The 24,757-nt window shown below is 42.9% G+C and carries 20 protein-coding genes; 15 read left to right on the forward strand and 5 right to left on the reverse strand.

What is annotated here, in order from left to right:
* Positions 1-17 precede the first annotated feature (17 nt).
* From FW759_RS07980 to FW759_RS08015, 8 genes are all read left to right on the forward strand, one after another.
* A complete protein-coding gene (locus FW759_RS07980; protein ID WP_446442665.1) occupies positions 18-728 on the forward strand; it encodes a MotA/TolQ/ExbB proton channel family protein in 711 nt (236 codons plus the stop codon).
* 73 nt (positions 729-801) lie between these two features.
* Positions 802-1,638, forward strand: a complete 837-nt coding sequence (locus FW759_RS07985; protein ID WP_446442666.1) for a sulfurtransferase — start codon at positions 802-804, stop codon at positions 1,636-1,638.
* A 100-nt stretch (positions 1,639-1,738) separates the two neighbouring features.
* Positions 1,739-2,170 carry an ExbD/TolR family protein gene (locus FW759_RS07990; protein ID WP_446442667.1) on the forward strand — a complete coding sequence of 144 codons (432 nt, stop codon included), beginning with the start codon at positions 1,739-1,741 and terminating at the stop codon, positions 2,168-2,170.
* 98 nt (positions 2,171-2,268) lie between these two features.
* Complete coding sequence (msbA, locus tag FW759_RS07995) at positions 2,269-4,047, forward strand: lipid A export permease/ATP-binding protein MsbA (RefSeq protein WP_062844301.1); 1,779 nt, start codon at positions 2,269-2,271, stop codon at positions 4,045-4,047.
* A gap of 92 nt (positions 4,048-4,139) precedes the next feature.
* Positions 4,140-5,267 (forward strand): tetraacyldisaccharide 4'-kinase, encoded by a 1,128-nt coding sequence (lpxK, locus tag FW759_RS08000; protein WP_443571568.1) that lies wholly within the window; start codon positions 4,140-4,142, stop codon positions 5,265-5,267.
* Between the two features lie 60 nt (positions 5,268-5,327).
* Positions 5,328-6,143, forward strand: coding sequence for a 3-deoxy-manno-octulosonate cytidylyltransferase (gene kdsB, locus FW759_RS08005; RefSeq protein ID WP_443571569.1), 816 nt, complete (start codon positions 5,328-5,330; stop codon positions 6,141-6,143).
* Between the two features lie 14 nt (positions 6,144-6,157).
* Positions 6,158-7,273, forward strand: a complete 1,116-nt coding sequence (locus tag FW759_RS08010; protein ID WP_443571570.1) for a DNA polymerase III subunit delta' — start codon at positions 6,158-6,160, stop codon at positions 7,271-7,273.
* Positions 7,274-7,379: 106 nt separating this feature from the next.
* A complete protein-coding gene (locus tag FW759_RS08015) occupies positions 7,380-7,727 on the forward strand; it encodes a PilZ domain-containing protein (protein ID WP_062844305.1) in 348 nt (115 codons plus the stop codon).
* Between the two features lie 124 nt (positions 7,728-7,851).
* Here the strand turns inward: FW759_RS08015 and ppk2 are convergent, their stop codons facing one another.
* Complete coding sequence (gene ppk2 / locus FW759_RS08020; protein ID WP_228139918.1) at positions 7,852-8,865, reverse strand: polyphosphate kinase 2; 1,014 nt, start codon at positions 8,863-8,865, stop codon at positions 7,852-7,854.
* A 433-nt stretch (positions 8,866-9,298) separates the two neighbouring features.
* Positions 9,299-10,699, reverse strand: coding sequence for an acetyl-CoA C-acetyltransferase (locus FW759_RS08025; RefSeq protein ID WP_446442668.1), 1,401 nt, complete (start codon positions 10,697-10,699; stop codon positions 9,299-9,301).
* A gap of 556 nt (positions 10,700-11,255) precedes the next feature.
* Here FW759_RS08025 and FW759_RS08030 point away from each other — a divergent pair.
* From FW759_RS08030 to FW759_RS08045, 4 genes are all read left to right on the forward strand, one after another.
* Positions 11,256-12,656 (forward strand): 3-oxoacyl-ACP reductase, encoded by a 1,401-nt coding sequence (locus FW759_RS08030; RefSeq protein WP_446442669.1) that lies wholly within the window; start codon positions 11,256-11,258, stop codon positions 12,654-12,656.
* 304 nt (positions 12,657-12,960) lie between these two features.
* The gene (locus tag FW759_RS08035; protein WP_446442670.1) at positions 12,961-13,878 is read left to right on the forward strand and encodes a MaoC family dehydratase; all 918 of its coding nucleotides are present in this window, start codon (positions 12,961-12,963) and stop codon (positions 13,876-13,878) included.
* A 53-nt stretch (positions 13,879-13,931) separates the two neighbouring features.
* Positions 13,932-14,579 (forward strand): phosphatase domain-containing putative toxin, encoded by a 648-nt coding sequence (locus tag FW759_RS08040; protein ID WP_446442671.1) that lies wholly within the window; start codon positions 13,932-13,934, stop codon positions 14,577-14,579.
* 158 nt (positions 14,580-14,737) lie between these two features.
* Positions 14,738-16,174: a serine hydrolase domain-containing protein gene (locus tag FW759_RS08045; protein WP_446442672.1), complete on the forward strand. Its 1,437-nt coding sequence runs from the start codon at positions 14,738-14,740 to the stop codon at positions 16,172-16,174.
* A 23-nt stretch (positions 16,175-16,197) separates the two neighbouring features.
* Here the strand turns inward: FW759_RS08045 and FW759_RS08050 are convergent, their stop codons facing one another.
* From FW759_RS08050 to FW759_RS08060, 3 genes are all read right to left on the reverse strand, one after another.
* Positions 16,198-17,442, reverse strand: coding sequence for a cation:proton antiporter (locus tag FW759_RS08050; protein ID WP_446442673.1), 1,245 nt, complete (start codon positions 17,440-17,442; stop codon positions 16,198-16,200).
* A 302-nt stretch (positions 17,443-17,744) separates the two neighbouring features.
* Positions 17,745-19,631 carry a dihydroxy-acid dehydratase gene (ilvD, locus tag FW759_RS08055; RefSeq protein WP_095568609.1) on the reverse strand — a complete coding sequence of 629 codons (1,887 nt, stop codon included), beginning with the start codon at positions 19,629-19,631 and terminating at the stop codon, positions 17,745-17,747.
* Between the two features lie 191 nt (positions 19,632-19,822).
* Positions 19,823-20,617 carry a hypothetical protein gene (locus FW759_RS08060; RefSeq protein ID WP_446442674.1) on the reverse strand — a complete coding sequence of 265 codons (795 nt, stop codon included), beginning with the start codon at positions 20,615-20,617 and terminating at the stop codon, positions 19,823-19,825.
* 218 nt (positions 20,618-20,835) lie between these two features.
* Here FW759_RS08060 and FW759_RS08065 point away from each other — a divergent pair, with 218 nt between their 5' ends.
* The 3 genes from FW759_RS08065 to dusB all read left to right on the forward strand — a co-directional run bounded on the left by FW759_RS08065 (position 20,836) and on the right by dusB (position 24,751).
* Positions 20,836-21,276, forward strand: coding sequence for an HIT family protein (locus FW759_RS08065; protein ID WP_446442675.1), 441 nt, complete (start codon positions 20,836-20,838; stop codon positions 21,274-21,276).
* Between the two features lie 278 nt (positions 21,277-21,554).
* Positions 21,555-23,600 carry a BCCT family transporter gene (locus FW759_RS08070; protein WP_062844314.1) on the forward strand — a complete coding sequence of 682 codons (2,046 nt, stop codon included), beginning with the start codon at positions 21,555-21,557 and terminating at the stop codon, positions 23,598-23,600.
* 119 nt (positions 23,601-23,719) lie between these two features.
* Positions 23,720-24,751: a tRNA dihydrouridine synthase DusB gene (dusB, locus tag FW759_RS08075; protein ID WP_446442676.1), complete on the forward strand. Its 1,032-nt coding sequence runs from the start codon at positions 23,720-23,722 to the stop codon at positions 24,749-24,751.
* Positions 24,752-24,757: the final 6 nt, after the last annotated feature.

A 24,757-nucleotide genomic window follows, 5' to 3' on the forward strand; every position in this document is an offset into this window, starting at 1 on the left:
AATAGAAGAGAGTCAATATGTGGGAGTTGGTGAAAGCAGGTGGTTGGTTAATGACCCCTATTGTTTTGTGCTCGATTTTGGCATTGGTTATTATTATTGAGCGTAGCCATACTTTACAGTTTAACAAGATTGTACCCACTAGGCTGCGCGAACAGCTGATCACTCGCTTGCGTGAAAACGGTGATATTGGTCGAACACAATTGATGAATGTCAAAGAAAAAACCGCGCTTGGCGATATTCTAGCAACGGGTTTGCTCTACCGCCAGTATGGCTTAGAGTCAATGACGATGCATATGCAGAATCGTGCGAGCGTGCAAATTCATCAATTAGAAAAGAACATCAATATGCTCGGTACCATAGGGGCGATTGCACCGCTGCTCGGACTATTGGGTACAGTATTGGGTATTATTTCTTCGTTTTTAGCGATTACCGATGGTGCGATGCAAGATCCGACGATGCTTGCGGCGGGTGTGTCACAAGCATTGATTACCACAGCAGCGGGTATGATTGTCGCTATCCCAGCGCTGGTTGCTTATCGTTATTTTCAGCGCCGCATCATTGATATCAATGCGCAGTTTGAGACCCAAGCAGGGCTAATGATTCAAGAGCTATACGATTACCAGTTACTTGAAAATACGCATGCTGCTGGTTTTAATCAGTCTCGTACCCATACGGTAGTAAATGGTGAAGGCTTGAAACATGAGCGTCCAATGAGTGCTTCAAACTGAAATAAAATGGTAGCAATTAAAGTGTAATGGAGGAAGGTCTAAGCAAAGTCTGCTCTTTCTTAGTATAGCGCTTATGAAAAAAATATTGATTTCAGCACAAGAGCTTGCCAACCAAATGGCAATGGGTAAAAAAATAAAAATTTTAGATACGTCTTTAAGGTCATCGGTTTCAAATACAGCAAACGAAATGGCAAATGGAATCATTCCTCGCGCATTAAAGTTTGACCTTGACGAGGGCTTCTCAGACAGTTTGAGTGTTTTTCCTCATACTTTGCCTTCTAGAGATATGATCGCTGAGTCCTGCCAAAAATTAGGACTTGATATTGAGGACTCTATTGTTGTCTACGACAATAAGGGTATTTACTCATCTCCAAGGGCTTACTGGATGTTAACCGAATCTGGTTTTAAAGACGTACTAATATTGAATGGTGGACTAAAATCGTGGGTTGAAAGTGGATATAGCATTGATGATAATTTCTTGGCGCCTGACGCATTAAAGTTTTGTCCCAATGTGAACCCAATATCAAATGTAAAAAACACGCAAGAAATCAGAGACAATTTGAGCAGTCAGCAGTTTACATTGATTGATGCCCGTAGCTCTGGTAGGTTTTTAGGCACTGACCCTGAACCGAGAAAAGGCTTAAGCAGTGGAAGCATTCCGAAATCTTTAAACATACCGTTCGCAAATGTTCTGAACGGAGCGTTTTATTTGGACGCAAAGCAGATTGATGACGTTTTTGCCAAAAAAGGAATTGCGAAGTCTGATTCGCTCGTTTTTAGTTGCAGGTCAGGAATAACAGCGTGTATCGTGTTAGTAGCTGCAAAAATAGCTGGTTTTGAGAGTACTTCTCTATATGACGGTTCATGGTCTGAATGGGCGGCAGATGAAAAGAATGAGATTGTTATATAAGATTGAGCCGTAATGTATTTTAATGGTTTGAATCCCGTCATTAACGCTTAACCAACCATGTCTCAAGGACATTAGTACTACGCGGATTAAAGAGAGTAATATGCGCTTTAGAAAACCAACGGTTGAGCCACTTGAAATTAACTTAACCCCGATGATCGACTGCTTGCTATTTTTAATTGTATTTTTGCTGTTGGCAACATCGTTCAATCATTTTAGTCGCCTGAATATCATTCTTCCTGAGGCTGAAGGTGTCGCATTGACAGAGCAAAAAAATAGCCTTGAAGTAGCAGTGCAAGAAGATGGCAGTTATTTGGTTAATGGTATTACCCTAGCTAGTAGCAATGAAGCAGAATTGACCAGTATGCTACAACAAGAAGCAGGCAGTAATCGTGATATGCTATTTGTCATTGCTGCCGATGCCAATGCCACCCATCAGTCAGTCGTGCGGGTAATGGATATCGCTGGTAAACTTGGTTTTTTAAATCTTAATATCAGTACTGTTGTGCCACTTGGGCAACCTTTACCGCAATAATGCCTATGGCATATAGCCAGTTTTTGCTAAAACTATTCCTGTAAAGCTGTGTGTTAAGCACAGTCCATTCATATGATGATACCCGAATTGAGGCTTTTATGAGCCAAACTTATCAATCTGATTCTGCCAAAACTTCTGCTAAGGTAGCACCAGCAAGTGTGTCTAGGTATGCCACCTTATTGCGCCTTTTGAGCTATTTAAAACCATACTGGTGGGCATTATTGCTCACGGTTTTGGGATTTGCCATCAATGCTGGTACTGAGATTTGGATTGCCAAGCTGCTGCAATATATCACTGATGCTATTAATCAAAATGATCAAAGTCAACAGGACTTATTCCCGTTATTAATCATTGCATTGTTCTTTGTTCGCGGTGTTGGCAGTTTTTTAGGTAACTACTATTCTGCATTAGTCTCACGTAACTTGGTTTATGAGCTCAGAGTAGAAGTTTTTAATAAATTGCTACGCTTGCCGAGCTCATTTTATTTAGCCAATCCAGCTGGTACCATATCATCCAAATTGATTTTTGATGTTGAACAGGTAACAGCCGCCAGTACTGACTCTATGAAAACCTTACTGCGTGATGGTTTGACGGTCGTAGCATTGATTGGGTTTTTGCTTTATAGCAACTGGCGTTTGACCTTGATTTTGTTTGTCGTGTTACCGCCTATATTATGGCTAATTCGTCTGGCTTCCAAACGATATCTCAAGCTGTCTAAAGGCATTCAAGAGACAATGGGCGATGTGAGTCATATCACTAATGAGGTCATCGGCGGCTACCAAGTGGTCAAAAATTATGGTGGACAAGCCTATGAAGCCAAGCGTTTTGATAAAACCTCAAAAAAGAACCTACGTCAAGGGATGAAGGTTGTTGTTACCAACAGCATTAATACGCCAGCCGTACAGCTATTGATGGCAATAGCCATGTCAATCGTCGTATGGCTTGCCTTGCGTCCAGCAGTGATAGACAATATCTCGGCGGGCGCTTTTATCTCCTATATTGCCGCTGCAGGCTTACTTAGTAAGCCAGTACGGTCATTGACTGATATCAATCAAAAATTGCAAAAAGGTATTGCTGCAGGTGAGTCGATATTTGCCTTATTGGATGAGCCAGAAGAAAAAGACACAGGCGTGCTGAGCCCAGAGCTATCAGGACAGATTCGTTTAGATAATGTTGGTTTGGTGTATCCAGATTCAACCATAGCACTGCGTGATTTTACGTTGGATGTACGAGCGGGCGAGACAGTAGCATTGGTCGGTCGCAGTGGCGCTGGTAAATCATCTTTGGTGAATTTGCTGACCCGCACTTTATCGACGACTTCAGGGCAGATTACTTTAGACGGCATGCCTATTGAAGATATCACGTTAGAAAGCTTACGTTCTCAAATTGCGATGGTCAATCAGCAAGTGGTACTCTTTAATACTACCGTATTTAATAACATCGCTTATGGTAGCTTAGCCAATAGAACCCAAGCCGAAGTCGAAAAAGCAGCAAAAGATGCCTTTGCTCATGACTTTATTGTAAAAATGCCAAATGGCTACCAAAGTGAAATCGGGGCTGAAGGTTTGCAGCTCTCTGGCGGACAGCGTCAACGCTTATCTATTGCTCGTGCTTTATTAAAAGATGCGCCTATTTTAATTTTAGATGAAGCCACCAGTGCCCTTGATAACGAATCAGAATATTATATTCAGCAGGCGCTAGATAACGTGATGAAAGACCGTACAACATTGGTGATCGCTCATCGTTTGACGACCATCGAATCTGCCGACCGTATTGCTGTCATGGATGGTGGTCAGATAGTTGAGCTGGGTACACATGATGAGTTGATACAACAGCAAGGTCATTATGCGCAAATGTATGCTCGAGACTTTACGTAGTTCAATCAAATCAGGACGTGAGTCAATCAGGCAATAGTTAAAAACAATTCTTGCGCTTGAGTAATGCGAATAAGTGGGATAAATGGCTAACAATGAGTATTGAGACGACGGTGACGCGTGCGTGGCAACGTCAGGCCACTTGGTTATGGCTGTTGCTGCCTTTTAGCTGGCTATATGGGCTTATTACCATGCTTCGTCATCAGGCTTACAAAAGTGGCCTCTTATCAAGCTATCGTGCTCCTGTTCCTGTCATGGTGATTGGCAACATTAGTGTGGGTGGTAGTGGCAAGACTCCGCTGATTATTACCTTAGTCGACTATTTTCAAAAACAAGGGATTCACGTCGGTGTCATTAGTCGTGGTTATGGCGGGGATACCAGTCAGATGCCAGCGTTGGTCGGTAAGACCAGTCTGCCCAATGTGGTGGGAGACGAGCCTTGTCTGATTGTGAATACGACAGGTGTGGCGATGGTGGTATGCCCAAACCGTGAGCAAGCGATCACTACGCTGTTGGAGACATATCCAGACCTACAATTAATTATTGCAGATGATGGTTTGCAGCATTATGCATTACAGCGCGATATCGAATGGATTGTGGTGGACGCGGCACGAGGTTTTGGTAATAAGCAACTGTTACCCACTGGATTTTTACGTGAGCCAATATCACGTTTAAAAGAGGCGGATGTCATTTATCATGAAAGGGCAATTGATGCATCAAACCATGATAACAAAGAGAATGACCAGCATCATGTCAATCGTCTGACCATGCATCTAGAAGCGGATAATATGCAGCGCTTATGGCAATCCTCCTTTGACAGTAAAATGAGTAGGGAAATGCCTGAAAAAGGTAGCCAAGTACACGCAGTAAGCGGCATTGGTTATCCACAGCGTTTTTTTGATACGCTAGATTCGCTTGGTTATCAGGTCATTGCGCATCCGTATCCTGACCATTATGCGTTTAGTTTGGCTGAGCTGGCTGAATACAGCGATTATCCAATTGTGGTGACCACTAAAGATGCAGTAAAAATAAGAGCCCTATTGTTGGAACATACTGCACAGCAAGCATTAATGGACGATTATGAAAAGCTTGCAAATAATTTATGGGTCTTACCAGTCAGCGCTGTACTGTCCAACAACTGCTATCCGCATCTAAATCGACAGTTGAGTCAATTAGGTATTACTATACAAAACGATCAAGCCGACAGTCATATTAACGATTAAGATGGCACAAACAACAATGGCTGATACTTCAAACCATATAAAACCCCATAGGAATAAATCATGTCATCCATTGCTGCGCCCGCTAAAACCCACATTGTCATTCCTGCCCGCTTTAAAAGCACAAGATTGCCTGGCAAGCCATTATTAATGATTCATGGCAAGCCAATGATTCTTTGGGTTGCCGAAAAAGCACAGGCTGCACATTTTGCTGATGATATGTGTATTGCAACTGATGATGAGCGCATTGCTCACGTATGTATAGAAGCTGGTTTTGATGTGGTGATGACCAGTAGCGAGCATGCATCGGGCACAGATCGCCTAGCAGAAGTAGCGGCTATCAAAGGCTGGTCAGATAATGATATTGTGGTCAATATGCAAGGTGATGAGCCTTTGGTGCCGCCATTATTGCTGGAGCAGGTCAAGGCACTTTTGGTAGCAGACAATGAGAGCGTAATGGCAACCTTATGTGAGCCTATAGAGGATTATGAGACGTTTCATCGTCCGTCTGTGGTAAAAGTAGTCAGTCAGCAGTCCGATAACAGACAGCGTGCGCTTTACTTTAGCCGAGCATCAATTCCTTGTGACCGTGATGTGGTTTTGGCCAATAATCAGGATAAGCAAGCACCAAAAAATGCCTATCGTCATCTGGGTCTATACGCTTATCGCGTCAGCTTATTACAGCAGTTTGTGCACTGGCCCCAAACACCACTTGAGAGTCTTGAAAGCCTAGAACAATTACGTATTTTAGAAAATGGCGGACATATTGCAATCGCAGCAGCAGCTTGTCAATTACCAGCTGGTGTTGATACTCAAGAAGACTTGGACCGCTTAAATGCGATGAGTCTAGCCGATTTTCAAAACCCTGCTGAAAAATAGTCATGAATAACATCATGGAAAACAACAGTGTCGTTGATACCACAGATAATATTTATTTTGCGCCGTTGTTGCCATGGCAAGAGGCTTTGTGGTCGCAGCTGACAACGCGAGTGCAATCACAACAACCCTTGCCTCATGCGCTACTTGCCGCAGGTATGCAAGGCATGGGTAAGCGTGCTTTTGTATGGCGATTGATTGCTTGGTTATTGTGCCGTGAGCGCGCAACGCATCCAGCAGGGGCCTGTGCAAAATGTGAGAGCTGTCAATGGCTCAGATCAGGTACGCATCCAAGCTTGCAAGTATTACCTATTGTTCGTATGCCAAGTAGTGCAGAGTCTACGGATAATACAGAAAAGTCGAATAGCAAAGCAAAAGACAAAAAAGCGTCCCAATCCAACAGCGCGCTCAAAATAAAAATAGATGACATTCGTGCCTTGCAGCCTTTTATTTATCAAGGTGGTCAAGGAATACGTATTTGTGTACTAGATCAAGCAGAGCAAATGACCGTTGCGGCTGCCAATGCACTACTTAAGACGCTAGAGGAGCCACAATCACAGGTGCATTTGTTTTTGATCAGTGATACGCCTGCCCAATTGCTTCCTACCATTAAAAGCCGTGTCCAGCAGTTGCCATTACAAACAATTGATACTACAGTTGCTGTCAATTACGTAACCAATGCATTGGGCCACACTGTCAATCGTGAGGCAGTGGGTACAGCTGCTATTGAACAACTTATTCAACTAGCAAATGGTGCGCCTCTAGCAGCAATAGCCATGGCGCAAGCACCATGGTACAGTAAACGAAGCTTATGGTTAACGACGTGGCAAGCATTACGTAGCGGTAAGCGCAGTAGCGTGGCGGCGAGCGACTACTGGCAAAATCAGTTAAGTATCGTAGAATTTATGCACTTGTCTGAAATGATGCTACTTGACATGCGCCGTGTCTGCCTTGGACTTGGCGAACTACAAAAAGACGTCAATCTATCAAGCGTTTTAGACGCGTATCAACCAGCTGATAGTGGATTAGAGGCATTTGCCAGTAGCATACAGCAGACCAAAATTGCACTACAACAAAATGTGCAAGAAAAATTTGCCTATGATAAGCTGATGCAAGAATTGGCGTACTTATAGAATGGCATGATAACCACTGGCGGCAGTTCGAGTATTTATCATTATCATGCGCTGTATACCGCTAAGTTGTCGTATAAAAAAATCTAACTCATGAAGGAGGCTGACCATGGCAATGCCAGGACGTGGCGGGATTTTAACCTGCCATATTGAAAATATTGAGACGTTATATGCCAGTTACTTATCCTTTGTGAGTAATGGGGCATTATTTGTGCCTTCCAATCAACCTCAAAAATTGGGTAATGAAGTGTTTATTGCCATCACCTTACCCAACTCAAGCGAGCGGTTACCAATGAATGGTAAAGTGGTTTGGGTAAATACTAAAACACAAGGTGGGCGTCCAGCAGGTTTTGCCGTACAGATTGGTACAGACATCGCAGGTCAAAGAATCAAAAACGAAGTTGAGCGCTTATTGGCCGGTAAAATAGATGGCTTACAGTCTACTTATACGATGTAATGCTGAAAGTTAGTGGCAGTGCTATTTATTGAATGCAGCATTTACCAGAACTGTATTTGATTTTGAGTACGTATAGAAACAGCCTTATAATTTTATAAGGCTGTTTTTTATGAAGCATAGGAAATTAGTAGCGCGGTGGTACATACATATCATCTGGAATGGGTTCACGATAGTATTCATCATCGCGCTTGCGATCAGGTAGCTCAACTTCTTCGCGCGGCACTTCTTTGTAAGGGATTTGCTCAAGTAAGTGCGCAATGCAGTTTAGCCTAGCGCGCTTCTTATTATTACCTTCAACCACCCACCATGGTGCTTCAGGGATATGAGTACGCTCAAACATGGTCTCTTTTGCTTTGGTATAATCTTCCCAACGTCTTCGTGATTGCAAGTCCATGGGTGAAAGTTTCCATTGCTTGAGAGGATCATGAATACGGCTCATAAAGCGTGAGTGCTGCTCATCATCAGTGATTGAAAACCAATATTTAACTAAGCGAATGCCTGATCGTACCAGCATACGTTCAAATTCGGGTACGGACTGAAAGAATTCTTCGTATTGAGCATCGCTACAAAATCCCATGACTCGTTCAACACCGCCACGGTTGTACCAACTGCGATCAAATAAAACAATTTCACCTGCTGCTGGCAAGTGTGCCACATAACGCTGAAAATACCACTGTGTTTGCTCACGTTCAGTAGGGGCAGGCAGGGCAGCCACTCGGCATACACGAGGGTTCAAGCGCTGTGTAATACGCTTAATCGCGCCACCTTTACCAGCAGAGTCTCGCCCTTCAAATATCACTACGATACGTTCACCGCGATCGACGACCCAATCTTGTAACTTGATAAGTTCTCGTTGTAGCCGTACCAATTCTTGAAAATACGTACGACGGTTTAGCTTTTCTTTTTCACTCATCTCAATACCATCAAAACGAAAGTCACGGATATAATCATCTATCTCGTTTTCAAGCTCTTCATCATAATTGTCGATCAAATCTTCATGCATCTTACGACGCAACTCATCGTTAAAGACTTCTTTGTCCATGCGTTCAACAAAATTTTCCTGCTCAAGCACGCTAAGCTCATTGCGCTCTTGCGTCGTTAAAGATTTTGGGTCAATGGCTGAAGGTATATTACCCATCAAAAGCTCCTGATAAATATTGTTATAGTTTTTATTAATAGTGCGTCTTACTTTAGCATATTTAGCAAGAAGGCCTATGACTTGGCTGTGCTTTCTTATTTTATTTTCACGTATTTTGTTACCGAATGTATGAAGCTTCTAAAATAGAATTGATACAAGGGTATTTCTATAGAGTTATACCTATAAGTTCCTAGAGTAAAGGTGCTTTTAATTCAAAAGACAAGTTAATTCAAAAGATAAAGATAAAGATAAAGATAAAGATAAAGATAAAAATAATGACGAGAACTGGCTGTCTAAATGTGAATTTTTTATTAGGTGGTTCATTTCGATGGATATATAGGCACAAAAAAACATCCTCTAATCAGCAGATTAAAGGATGTTTTAATATTTTGGCTTACGTTACTTTCTAATCAGTAACGGATGGCTGAATGATCTACTTTTCTAGGATGCAAGTCACACCTTGACCACCTGCTGCACAGATCGAGATAAGCGCACGACCAGATCCTTTTTGGTCCAATAATTTTGCCGCAGTTGCTAAGATACGAGCGCCAGTGGCAGCAAATGGATGACCTGCTGCTAATGATGACCCATTTACATTAAGTTTGTTGCGATCAATAGCGCCAAGTGGCGCGTCAAGACCTAAGCGCTCTTCGCAAAACTTCTGGTCTTCCCAAGCGGCAAGCGTTGACAATACTTGTGAAGCAAACGCTTCGTGAATCTCATAAAAGTCAAAATCTTGTAGTGTCAGACCAGCATGCTCAAGCATACGTGGTACCGCATAAGCTGGTGCCATGAGTAAGCCTTCTGTGGTACCAGACTTACCAATGAAATCAACGGCTGCTGTTTCTTGGTGTACGATGTAAGCCAGTGGTTTTAGATTGTGCTCTTTTGCCCATTCATCAGTACCCAATAGTACACAAGAGGCACCATCGGTTAAGGGAGTAGAGTTGGCCGCTGTCATTGTCGGGTTGGCATTCTTTTTGCCAAACACAGGCTTTAGTTTGCCTAACTTTTCTAAAGTTGTGTCTGGACGCAAGTTATTATCACGCGTCAAACCTTTATATGGCGTGATTAAGTCATCAAAGAAGCCTTCATCATAAGCGCGGGCAAGGTTTTTATGGCTATTAAAAGCCAACTCATCTTGTGCTTCACGACTGATATTCCATTCAAGTGTCGTAATGGCTTGATGCTCACCCATTGATAGACCTGTGCGCGGCTCGCCATTTTGTGGTGAGTCAATCAAGTCTTTTGGGTTTAGACCCATTAAGGCTTTTAGGCGTTGCTTATTGTCTTTTGCAGCACCTAACTTGATAAGGACTTTGCGTAAACCATCGCCAATGGCAATAGGTGCATCGGAGGTCGTATCAACGCCACCTGTGATGGCTGAGTCAATCAGACCCAATGCAATCTTATTGGCAGAAGCGAAAGTCGCTTGTAAACCTGTGCCACAAGCTTGTGAGATGTCGTAAGTTGGCGTATGCGGGCTGAGCGCTGTGTTCAATGTTGCTTCACGAGTAAGATTGATATCGCGGCTCAATTTCATGACAGCACCAGACACCACTTCACCCAGTACTTCATCTTGTAGGTTATAGCGCTCAATCAGACCGTCTAAAGCAGCCGTTAGCATGTCTGTATTACTAACATCAGCGTATGAACCGTTTGAGCGAGCAAACGGAATACGGTTGCCCCCTAAGATAGCCACTCGATTTTGCCCCGAGGCTAGTCCAGATTTACGACTTTTGGTTGCCGCTGGCTTTTGTTTTTTTTCATTACTGGCTTTTACAACAGTGCTTTCCACTACAGGACTATCAGCGTGATTGTTTTTATTACTCATTGTATTATCCTTAAGAGAGAAAAAGAGTGTTTAAAATAAAATACGGTTTAATCAGCAAAATAACAATAAGCAAATATTATCATTTATTACCTGATACAGCTGTTTATGATAAGGCGTTTTTATGACCTTACTGTATATCTTTGGCAAACCATATCAAACTCAGACAAATTTAATAGGTGCTTAAAAAGTAATAATTAGACAGCTATTAGACTGATGAGTACTGATTACCAGCATTGCTTAACAGCGCTTTTGATAATATATTGTTATCTATTTTTTAATTATACATAACTTATAGGCCTGATTTTAGCATGATGTTGTGCGCTTGATGCTAGGAAAAGTAGCGTACTTGTATACTAGCTTGTTTACAGATTGTTGTAGACAGTCGCGATTTTTGGACTTGTCTATGATGAGAGTGTATAGTTAAGACGATTTGAGAGCCATTTATTCAATATCGATAATTATAAAAGCAGAGCGCCTATAGCATTAGGTAATTTAGTATTAGGCAATTTGCATTCTTTATTCATTATTCTCTAACCACTACTTATAGGATTATATTATGTCAGACCGTTACGGTGATTTTGTTCAGTCTTCTATTGGCAAAAAAGTTGCAAAGAACTTAGGCTTGCCTTTGCCAGTCACACTTGACCGTTTTGAGAGTGGTGAGCGTTTGGTCCGCGGTAGTGTTTTGGTGGGTCGCGCCAATGGTGAAGACAAAAGTGTCAGTGAATCAGTTGCACGCATCTTATCGGATGTGCATGCTGAGGTGTTCGTTAACAGTCATGACGATGTCAAAGACGCATTGGCTGATGCAAGCGTAGAAGCAAAAGCCAATACGGGTGGTGATGATAAATTTAAAGTATTGTTGTTTGATGCCAGTAATATCCGTAATTCGGATGAGCTCAAGCAAGTATATGAGTTCTTCCATACTGTTGCACGCCGCGTAGAAACGTCAGGCCGAGTGATCGTTGTTGGTCGTCCACCTGAGCAGATTACAGATATCGAAACGGCATTGGCTCAGCGTGCGCTCGAAGGTTTTGTAAAATCGGTTGGTAAAGAGTTCAAACGCGGCGTCACCGCACAGCTTATTTATGTAGAGGAAGGCGCTGAAAAGAATCTGGATTCAACGCTGCGCTTCTTTACTTCGGCACGCTCGTCTTATGTGTCAGGTCAAGTAGTACGCGTTAGCAAGGGGGATTCGGTTGAGGTTGATTGGACACAACCACTGGGCGGAAAAACTATGCTAGTCACTGGTGCAAGTCGTGGTATTGGTGAAGCGATTGCTCGTGTATTGGCACGTGAAGGCGCTCATGTTATTTGCTTAGATGTACCGCAGCAACAAGGTGACTTGCAAAAAGTAGCAAGTGAAATCAGTGGTTCTATTCTAACCGTTGATATTACCAGTGAAGATGCGGGTGCACAAATTGCAGATGCTGCGCAGAAACGTGGTGGCTTGGATTCAATCATTCATAATGCTGGTGTGACTCGTGATAAGACGCTTGCAAAAATGGATGAGAAAAAATGGGACATGGTCATCGATATCAATCTGGGGAGTGTGGCCAAATTAAACCGTTATCTATTAGATAACGATGTCTTAAAAGAAAATGCACGTATTGTCTGTGTATCATCAATCTCAGGTATTGCGGGTAATATGGGTCAAACCAATTATGCGACCTCTAAAGCGGGGGTTATTGGTTTGGTTGATGCGACTGCCAAGCAATTAGAAAACAATGCAAAAGGTATGACCATCAATGCCGTGGCGCCAGGATTTATCGAAACACAAATGACAGAAGCCATTCCATTTGCTATTCGTGAAGCAGGTCGCCGCATGAACTCAATGAGCCAAGGCGGTCTACCAGTGGATGTCGCTGAGACGATTGCATGGTTGGCATCACCTGCGTCTGGTGGCCTGAATGGCAACACAGTGCGCGTCTGTGGTCAGAGCCTACTTGGGGCATAGCAGCCATTTTTATGCAGAGATAAGTGTTATAAAGAGGTCGGTAAATATCTGATATAATCTGTAATTTTTTATTTACCTCACATATGCTTACGAAAAATTGCTAATAAAGCTGCCCAAGGGTGGCTTTTTTATGATAAAAACACAAGAACCATACGCCAGATCGTTTTTTGCTGCAATAGCCACTTGTACGATTGATTAAACGCAGGATTTGCTATTTTGCGCATCGATAGGCTTTAGTCAACGTATCTATAGTATCTTTACATGCACACAGAAAATTTGTTCAAGCCCCACTTAGGATTTATTTATGTCAGACAAACATTATGATGCGTTGCCAAAAGCGCATACTACCTACGCCAATATTGTAAAAAGTTTACTGCCTATGGGTAATAGCGGCAAAATTAGTAAAGATCAGCTGCCGCAAGCGACCTATCATGTCGATGATCTGCATATTGATCAAGAAAACTTAAACGATTACCGAAAGATTTGCGGTTTTGCTAACAATGGTAAAGTCCCTATTACGTATTTTTCTGTACTGTCTCAAGCGCTACAAATGAATATGATGGTCAAAGAACCGTTTCCGTTTGCTATGTTAGGCTTAGTACACGTTGACAATAGTGTTACCCAATATCGTCCTATCGGTGAGCGCGAAACAGTGGCGCTATCGGTGGCTTTTGATAATTTACGTGACCATGCTCAAGGTCAACAATTTGACTTTGTGACCACAGTCAAATCAGAAGATGAGGTGATTTGGGAAGGAACATCAACTTACCTATCACGCAGCAAAAAACCCAGTAGCAGCAAAGATAAAAAGAGTGCGCCACGTTCAGCAACGGTTAAGCCAATAGTTAAAGAGCAGGGCGTGCATAGTATTTTTGAAGTGCCAGAAGATATCGGTCGTCGTTATGCATTTGTTTCAGGTGACTTTAACCTTATCCATTTGCATCCGTTGTCAGCTCGTGCTTTTGGGTTCCCCAAAGCGATTGCGCATGGTATGTGGTCAAAGGCCAAATGTCTTGCTATGATGGATGAATTGCCTGATGCTTGTACCGTTGATGTGTCATTTAAGCTGCCGATATTTTTGCCAGCTGAGGTTGAGCTGATTGCTGATCCAGTCTCACAGCTTGAGAGTGCAGAAGATAATTGCCAATTTGGATTGTACAGCTCAAAAAATGACAAACCACATTTGGCTGGCACTGTTACCTTACAGAGTGGTAGTAAATAGCGTAAGACAGCTCTTATTTTATATAGCCATATTTAACGAACCAATTTATAACTATGACTTCACAAAATACCAGTCCAAAAGACACTAGCTCACAAGACATCAGTTTACAAGACAATGCTACAAGCAAAGATCAGCGAGACAGTTCAGTAGCCATTAATATAGCTGCTAATGACAACGTGACTGACAATAGTTCTACGAGTGAAAATGTGAGCAGCGACAGTTTGATTAATGACGATTCTGTTCATGCTGACAATGGCATCGATCTTGCTTCTGTTATTGAGCCGTACTTTCGTCCCGATGCAAACACTGTCGTATGTGGTGCGCTTGACGAAGAAAAAGTAGCAGCGTTAGCAAAAGCGGGAATCGACGTAGTGATCAACTTGCAACCGGACGAAGAGTTAAGCTTTGATGAAGCCGCTGCAGTTGAGCGCGCAGGCATGGGTTACGAGCACTTACCAATTAGCGGTGCTGCCGATTTAAAGCAGCTCAAAATACTGGCATTTGATAATATCTTGCGGCAACATCATGGCAAAAAAATAGCCGTACACTGCGGGTCTGGGAATCGAGTAGGGGCAGCGATTGCTTTGCGTGCGGGCTGGTTACGTGGTCGTAAGATGGATACAGCAATGGAACGTGGTCGTAGTCATGGCTTGACGAAACTTGAAGATGAGGTTTTTAAGCGTTTGCTTGTACCACGCTAAGCCAATACTTCATTCATGTATCATCGTTTGATAATAAAAGGCGACCACTAGGTGGCCTTTTTTATGGGTAAATGTTTGATTTGTGTTTATCATAGGGCCGTTCAATCTCAAATGATAATACATTGTGTTTTATTTTATAAAAATGGAGCAAAGCCACCATGACTGACCACCACAAAGAGAACAATCAGAGCGTGGATCAACAGATTAATTCAGAATTTCAGCAGCGCCTACAACAAATATTAACCGATTTGCAATTAGAAGATGGACCAGCAGGCGGCGCTGTGGTGGTCTATCAAGCGGGAAAGTGTATTGCCAAGGCAAGCACAGGTATGGCGCGCTCGAATATGCTATGGCAGCCTGATACGTTGGCGATCAATTTTTCTACTGGTAAAGGGGTGCTGGCAACGCTGGTACATGTATTGGTTTCAAAACAATTGCTGAACTATGATGCGTTTATTGCTGGCTACTGGCCAGCATTTGCAGCAAATGGTAAAGAAAACATTACTTTGCGTAGTGTGCTATCGCATCAGGCAAATTTGTTCTCTATTCAAAGCATTGATGCCAATAGCGAAACAATGCTTGACTGGTCTGTTATGTTAGAAAAAGTGGCGGCTATGCCCATCATATCACCCACAAATGCAGCAGCTTATGATAGCGCTTATAGTGCCTTGGTCTACGGCTGGGTATTAGGCGGTGTAATAGAGGCTGTCACCAATATGTCGTTAGCCAAAGCGTTGAGACATTACTTAACAGAGCCTTTGGGTATTGCAGACAGCTGCTATTTTGGCGTACCTGATAGCAAAGTAGAGCAGGTAGCAACGCTGGTTCAAGATTTTGATGCGTCAGAGAATGAGGGCGCATTACTACGTCATAAACGTCACAATCGTAAGCCTGTTTTAAAACCTGATTCTTTAAGTACCTTACGCACTTATGAAAATCTACCCAGTTATTCGTGTTGGCGGCAGCAGGCTGTAGCCAATAAGAAGACCATGGATAATGAGAACACAGTAGACTCTGATGAGCATAATGAGTTGCCAAAACTAGACACAGCGCGTATCACTCGTCTGTACTTTGATACCAGTCAGCTCAATCTAAGAAACTACAAGGCAGCACTCATACCTGCCAGTAAACAACCGATTGACTATCACAAGCGTGAGACATTACAAGCAGTCATTCCAGCTGCCAATGGTGTTGCCTCAGCAGATGCGCTAGCGACTATTTATGCCATGTTAGCAAATGGCGGTGAGTGGCAAGGACAGACGCTTATTGATCATAAAACCTTTCAGCAGCTCTCTACACCGCAAGTGACAGGTCCAGATGCCGTTATGCCAGCCTCGATGCAATGGCGCTTGGGCTATCATCGGTTGTTTACCTTGTGCACCCATGATAAAAGTGCTGACGAGGCACTCAAGCCTCAAACATCAGGGTTTGGGCACATGGGTTATAACGGCTCAGTTGCCTGGTGTGACCCCTCACGTCAATTGTCATTCGCTTTTATTCATAACTTCGATACCACCATGCTAAATGATATTCGTCAGTTCGCATTAACAGAAGCTGTACTACTTCTGATCAATGAGACGCGCTTAGCCAGTTAACATGAGCTGATAATATTCATTTACTAGGTCTTGTTTGGTACCATTTTAAGCAGTCTGTTGGCACTAAGACCATGCATAAATATCGAAATTAAAATAACAACTGAACACACGACCCATAGTTTGAGTGCATCTTCCTCGCCGAAAAATCCCTGATTGAGTGCATAAGCCAAATAGTACAAGGTGCCAATACCGCGGATACCTAGTGCTGAGATTGCATATTTTTCGGTACGAGGAAGCTTCAACCCTGAAAGAGCAATAAAACCACCAATCGGACGTATGAATAATAAGAAAGCAAAACTGACGATATATACGCGCCACGTTAGCTCAACCCCAGATTGCAATCCTTGACCCAAAAATATCCCAAAAGTGACCAACACCAAAGTCATCAGCAAGCCTTCTGATTGCTCTGCAAAGTCGTGTAGCTTTTCATGATATGCGTGTTTGTGTTCTGAACGTCGGAAGGCAAATGCGGCGATAAACACAGCGATAAAACCATAACTATGAACGAATTCTGCTAGTCCATAAGCGACTAAGGTGAGAGCAATGACGACATAACCTTGTGAGATGGTTGTGTCTTTGGTATGTTTCGAGAATACCATTTTGGCCATGACCTTACCAACGATAATACCCGTCACCAATCCCGCACCAATTTTCCACAGTACGTCGTGAGTGAACCATTCCCAAAGCAGTTCACTGGTAATACCATTACCCTCACTAAATGCTTCTGCTATCTTTATGGCCAAATACACGAAAGGAAAGGCCAATCCATCATTCAACCCTGCTTCTGAGGTTAGCGCGAAACGTGGTGTGTCTTCACCGCCTGTATTGGGTGGACCTACTTGAATACTAGAAGCCAAAACAGGATCAGTAGGTGCTAGGACTGCGCCGAGTAAGAGGGCAGCTCCTAAAGTAAGACCAAAGGCATAATAGCCTAATACCGCCATCGAAAAGATACCGATCGGCATGGTAATGAGCAAAAGGCGTGTCGTAGGACGCCACAATCGCCAACTTAAAGGGGTGTCAATTTTAATACCAGCGCTGACTAACGAAACAATCACCACAAACTCGGTGAGCTTCTCGATAATCACGCCATTATCAATAGGATCTAAAAAAGTAAGAGTGATCCAAAAATAGCCTACTATCACTCCTAAAGTGACTTGTAACATGGGTAATGAAATAGGGGTCTTTTTAAAAATAATAGGAAACAGGGCGCCGAATAAAAAGGCGACACCGCAGATTAATAAGAATAAATTATAGTTTTCTATCATAAGGTTTTCATGCACCGGTATAGGATTTTTAAGGCTTGCAAATGTACAAAATGAGCAACTGATAATGATTGGTTATTAAACGTAACGTGGATATATTTAGATAATGGAGGTGTCTGCCATAAGAAGTAGGAGACCTGCTTATCATGACGATAAATTGACTCAAATGTCGCAAAAAATCGTTATCAAAACAACAGCTGTGTTGTTTTTTGGTGAAAAAAAAGCCTGCATAGTGCAGGCTTTACATACTTCTATAAGGATTTTCTAACAATTTATAAGGTAAGACTTATAAATAGCTGTTTGGCTTAACGCTCTACTTGGCTGACATCGCGTATTGCGCCAGTATCAGCACTGGTCGTCATGGCAGCGTAAGCACGCAGAGCAGGCGTCACATAACGTTCACGACTGACAGGCTTCCATGCATCGCGACCACGAGCCTCCATCACGTCACGACGAGCTGCTATCTCTGCATCACTTACTTGCATATTGATAGTACGGTTTGGAATGTCGATATGAATGGTATCGCCTTCTTCAACCAGACCAATAGCACCGCCTTCAGCGGCTTCAGGGCTGGCATGGCCAATCGATAGACCTGAGGTACCACCAGAGAAACGACCATCCGTCAGTAGCGCACACTGCTTTCCTAACCCTTTTGATTTGAGATAGGTTGTTGGATAGAGCATTTCTTGCATACCAGGACCGCCTTTTGGTCCCTCAAAACGAATAATAACCACATCACCGGCAACGATTTTGTCGTCTAAAACGGCAGCAACTGCATCGTCTTGGGACTCAAAAATACGCGCACGACCTGTGAAGGTTAAGATACTCTCGTCGACGCCAGCGGTTTTGACCACACAGCCACGCTCAGCGATATTGCCATACAGCACCGCAAGACCACCATCTTTTGAGTAAGCGTGTTTTGCGCTACGGATACAGCCGGATTCACGGTTGACATCCAGATTTGACCATTCTTTTGATTGTGAAAACGCTTCAGTGGTTCGTACACCGCCAGGTGCTGCCAGAAAGCGTGCGCGCGCCTCATGATTAGCAGGATTCATGATATCCCATTTATCAATCGCTTCTTTCATGGTATTACTATGGATGGTTGGCACATCCGTTTTTAGTAATCCAGCACGATCAAGCTCGGCCAGTAGTGCAAAGACACCGCCCGCACGATGCACATCTTCCATATGGTATTTTTGCGAAGCAGGGGCAACTTTTGCTAGACAAGGCACACCGCGGCTTAAACGGTCGATATCAGCCATTTTGAAATCGATTTCGGCTTCATTGGCAGCAGCAAGTAAATGCAATATCGTATTGGTTGAACCACCCATGGCGATGTCCAAACTCATGGCATTTTCAAAAGCCGCTTTGGTTGCAATAGAGCGGGGCAATACAGAGTCATCATCTTGCTCATAGCGACGTTTGGCTAGTGAGACAATGGTACGACCCGCTTCTAAAAACAGCTCGCGGCGCAGCGAATGGGTGGCAAGTAGTGAGCCGTTGCCTGGTAAGGCCAGTCCTAACGCTTCAGTCAAACAGTTCATTGAGTTGGCCGTGAACATACCAGAGCATGAACCACAAGTTGGACAGGCTGAAGCCTCAATAGCGGCCACATCTTCATCACTAATGCTGTCATCAGCCGCGTCCATCATTGCATCAACAAGGTCAAGTTTACGGATGGCACTACTGTCATCGCCATCGGTGTTGTGACTCTTACCAACGGTGCTGGCTAAAATCTTGCCCGCTTCCATCGGTCCGCCTGAAATAAATACCACTGGAATATTAAGACGCATCGCCGCCATCAGCATGCCGGGGGTGATTTTATCGCAGTTTGAGATACAAACCAGCGCATCGGCACAGTGTGCATTGACCATATATTCTACTGAATCAGCAATCAAGTCACGACTTGGCAATGAATACAACATGCCACTATGACCCATCGCAATACCATCATCGACAGCAATAGTATTAAACTCTTTTGCCACCCCGCCTGCCTTTTCAATCTCACGTGCGACCATTTGACCAAGGTCTTTTAGATGTACGTGACCTGGTACAAACTGGGTGAATGAGTTGGCAATGGCAATGATTGGTTTGCCAAAGTCGCCATCAGTCATACCAGTTGCACGCCATAGTGCACGAGCACCTGCCATATTACGACCACCAGTAGAGGTTTTTGAGCGATAATCCATGTGAAATTCCTTACAAATAGGCGAGGTTTGTTAAAAGTGCTTCCTCAAGTGTGATGAGGATAGTTTGCTTTTTATAGAGAGTGAGGACTAGTGAATAATACTAAGTCAATACCATACCATTAGCTATGAATAAATAAAAATAGCTCAGTTATGGTAATGGTTTGAATGTAATCAAAAATACGTTAAAGACACTATTCAAGGCGCGCTAAAATAGCCTTATCAAACCAAGGCAGATCTGCTTTGTCCGCTTCTAGCTTCGCAATCGCTGCCAATGCATGAGCAGGTAAAAGCTGTTGATAATTACTTCTAGCATTAATGGTCAATAGCGATTCAGGCTGAGACTGTTGTTCATCAATACTCACTAACGTCTGTTTGTCATTTTTATAAAGAACATCAACACGACCAAAAAACTGCCAGTCTTTAAAAGCGGCAACAACGGCTTCTGCTTCGTTTTTAGTATATACCTGCTGGGTCTCTTTACCTGTATTGGTCCAATGCAAACGTACAGCTAATTGCAATGCCTCACTAAACACGACCAATGAGCCGATGATTTTTACATGCCAAGGATCAGACAAGGCATCTTTGTTGATACCAATCAGTGTGGCGGCTTCATGAGTCGTCATAGGCGTATTAAATTGGGCAAGTAATGCAGGCGTTAGTGGGTAGGCTGCCTTGATACTCTCATCTAAGCTATCGTAATGATACAAAAAGGGTAATGGTAGATCTTGTGTGATTGTCTTTTTGGTGATCTTACAATTGTGTATTTGCCAGCTGATGGTTTTGTCAGTCAAGGCTTCTGCTAAGATGATAGCGTTAGGCTCAATAGTCTGTACACCGCTTTCGTTCTCAGTGCTACCATGTACAGAATCGGTATGTACAAAACTCGTCGGTACAACGTTTTCTGACAAAGATTTAGGCGCCAAATTATCAGCGTTTGTAGGAGTCTCATTCATATTTGATTGAGTGGGCAAAGTAGACGAATCCATAAGCATTGTGTTCTTAAAGTAGGGTAGTAATATAACATTTAAAGCACCTAGCTCGCTAATAAATTAGCGAACAACAGTGAGAATAGACTTTATCGCTTCTTTGAAGCACACTATCATATCTTGTACTGACATAACGTTTAGTCCACTATATTCAAGACCGTCCAATGACTCGAAAAGCCTACTGAATTATTTAACATCAAACTAATAAAGGAATAAATATGAGCCAAAATAATAAGCAAGTGACTTACGATGACAATAACATTTTCGCAAAAATGCTTAGTGGTGATATTCCCTATCATAAAGTCTATGAAGACGACAAAACCCTCGCCTTTATGGATATCATGCCACAAGCGGAAGGTCATGTACTGGTCATACCCAAGCAAAGGGCTGTTGATTTAGCAGATCTTGAGCCAGAATATGCCGCCGCCGTCTTGATGACTTGCAAAAAAGTGATGCAAGCACAGCGCCAAGTATTTGAGCGTGAAGGTATCATTCAGATGCAGCTAAATGGCGCGCAAGCAGGGCAGACCGTTTTTCATTATCATGTGCATCTCATACCATCCAGTATTCATGAATTGGGTCGTCATGCTGTGACACAAGTAGAGAATGATCAACTGGCTGATATGGCTGAAAAGCTTGCTACGGCTATTGAAAGTTAATTGTATTCAGGCATATTATTAGCCTAATAATCAGTTTTTCTTATAATGAATCGAAAGGCAGCTGAATAGCTGTCTTTTTTATTGTTTGGTAATCATGATGTAATATTCCTTAAAGTATTGTTACAAAAGCAGTGATAATCTGGGGTTTTGGGACATACTATGGTAAAAACTGTGCCACCTATATAAACTTTGCTCCATATTTAACATTATTTATTAGTGCTCACTTGAAGAAGGAGTTGCTACTTTTATTATTCATTTTTTGAGGGAATCATTTTTTCATGAATAAATTACCTCGCTCCACCATTTTACTGCCAGTATTCGTACCCGCAGCTGCCATTATGCTGTTGTTAGTAATTGGCACCGCTATTAATCCAGAAGCTGCTGGCGATTTATTTAGTACAGTTCTAGCATTTACCACCGATACTTTTGGTTGGTTTTATATGTTGGCAGTGGCTATCTTTTTACTGTTTATTATTGCCTTAGCGTTTTCGCCTTATGGCAGTATCAAACTTGGCCCTGATCATGCTGAAGCCGAATATAAGTTTCTTGAATGGTTTGCTATGCTGTTTTCTGCAGGGTATGGTATTGCCTTACTGTTTTATGGAGTAGCAGAGCCTGTATTACATTTTGCCAGTCCGCCGATATCTACACCGCAAACGATTGAAGCGGCAAAAGAAGCCATGCAAATAGCCTATTTTCATTGGGGTTTTCATATTTGGGCGATTTATGGCGTAGTAGGTTTGTCGTTGGCATATTTCTCTTTTCGTCACGGATTACCATTGTCCGTACGTTCAACCCTATATCCGCTCATTGGTGATAAAATTTATGGCCCTATCGGTCACACGGTAGATGTGTTTGCAATTTTGGGTACAATGTTCGGTATCGCAACCAGTTTAGGGCTCTCAGTAGCACAAATTAACGCTGGTCTAAATTATTTGCTACCAAATCTGGTGCCAGTGAGTACGACGGTGCAGGTCATCATTATTGCAGGTGTGACAGCAGCTGCTTTAGTATCTGTGTTAGCAGGTATGGATAAGGGCGTAAAGCGGTTGTCCATCTTAAACATGCTTTTAGCAACGGCATTGATGATATTCGTATTTATCGTTGGTCCATCGATATTTATTCTAAATGCTTTCATGGAAAATACGGGAAGCTATTTGGGTAATATCGTTGAGCGTACCTTTAGCTTGCAAGCTTATCAATCAAGCGATTGGATCGGTAGTTGGACATTGTTTATCTTTGCATGGACAATTGCATGGGCACCCTTCGTCGGTCTATTTATAGCCAAAATTAGCCGTGGCCGTACTATTCGTGAGTTTGTGCTTGGTGTAATGCTGGTACCAACATTCTTTACGTTCTTCTGGTTCGCCGTTTTTGGTGATACTGCTCTACATATGATCATGGTCGATGGCTATACGTCATTGATTGATGAAGTGCAAAATAACCAAGCAATCGCTCTGTTCAAATTATTAGAGAACTTGCCATTCACGCAGATTGTTTCTTCGTTGACGGTTCTTTTAATTATTACCTTCTTTGTAACGTCGTCGGATTCAGGATCATTAGTCATTGATTCGCTGGCGGCAGGTGGACGTAGTGACACACCATGGTGGCAACGTTCGTTTTGGGTTCTAACTGAAGGTGCAGTTGCTGCGGTTCTGTTGATAGCGGGCGGTTTAAGCGCCTTACAAACAGCAGCGATTGTTAGCGCGCTACCGTTTGCCATTATTATACTGATCTCAACATTTGGTATGTGGCGAGCGCTACGGATTGAAGGACATCGCAATCAAAGTTTGGCCAATGACAATCATTTGCCGCCTCACTTACTCAAACTCGACGCATGGCGTGATCGTATTGACTACATGACCAATCAGCCAACACGTGAGAAGGTGCTGAATTATATCAAAGGCACAGTTTTGACATCGATGAATGAAGTGGCAGAGAAATTTGCAGAAACAGGTTGGCTACCTGATGTCAATTATGATGAAATCAATAATCGTGCTGTGCTGGAGTTAAGACGTGGTGATAATGTCGAATTCTGGTATGAGGTTCGTTTGTCTGAGTATGATGTGCCCAATTATTATATAGATGATAAGGCAGATGGTGTGCCACAAGAGCATCATTATCGTGCTGAGGTGTATCTGCGCCGAGGCGGTCAAACTTATGATTTGTATGGTTATCAATCGGAATCTATCATCAATGACATCATTGATCAGTTCGAAAAATATCTCCACTTCTTAAACATGGCACCTGACAGCCTGCCGTGGCGTATGCAAGAACATGATGAAGATATCACGTTAGAACAGGGTAGTGTGTTTGATAAATAAAGACTTATTGTTAAAAATTTAGTGTACATCGATGCAAGTTATTCACGTGAATAGCTTGCATTATATGTACGATTCCTTAGAATAACGGCTTGTCCCTCTCGTGATACAAGCCGTTTTTTATGTCTAATAACTCTTCTGTTGTATCTCCGTCTTCATCTGCTACTGACCATCCATTATTACAGCCATTAAATATCGGTGGTTTGACGATTGAAAATCGTCTTATGGTTGCACCCATGGCAGGCGTAACAGACAATCCGTTTCGCCGATTGTGTAAATCATTTGGGGCAGGCCATGCGGTCAGCGAAATGATCATCGCTGATACGGCGCTTTATGCACGCAAAAAATCTTTATATCGAGCCAATTTTGATAATGAGATAGCCCCTATTTCTGCACAGATAGCAGGCGCCGAGCCAGATAAACTGGCTGAAGCCGCTCGTTACCAGATTGATAATGGCGCGCAAATTATCGATATCAATATGGGCTGTCCTGCCAAAAAAGTCTGTCGTAGGCTGGCAGGCTCAGCGCTTCTACAAGACGAAGATTTGGTTGCACGTTTGTTAGATGCGGCAGTGAATGCAGTCGATGCTCCCGTGACATTAAAGACACGATTGGGTTTTGAGAATGGACGTGAAAATATTTTACGAGTGGCTAAGCGGGCAGAGCAAGCGGGAATTGCGGCAATTGCGATTCATGGACGTACGCGTGAAGACATGTACACGGGTGAAGCGCGTTATGAGCTGATTCGTGACGTTAAAGAAAGTATCGGCATTCCTGTGATTGCCAATGGAGACATTGATAGTGCGCAAAAAGCGCAGCAAGTCTATGAGTTGACAGGTTGTGATGCTGTGATGATTGGACGTGCAGCACAAGGGCAGCCTTGGTTATTTCGGGATATCGGACATTTTTTGCAGACAGGTGAAAATTTGGAAGCACCTAGTGTGAGCGACATCAAAGAAATTGTGCTGGCACATTTACAAGAACTGTATGATTTTTACGGTGAATACTCGGGTTGCCGGATAGCACGTAAGCATATCGCTTGGTACACAACCGGTATTCCAAACTCCAATGCCTTTAGACAGGCAATGTATAGTGAAGAGAGTACCGCTGGTCAGTTTCAGGTGGTTGAAGCTTTTTTACACGCGCATGAGTAATCAAAC

This window comes from Psychrobacter sp. 1176_08, assembly GCF_052850615.1.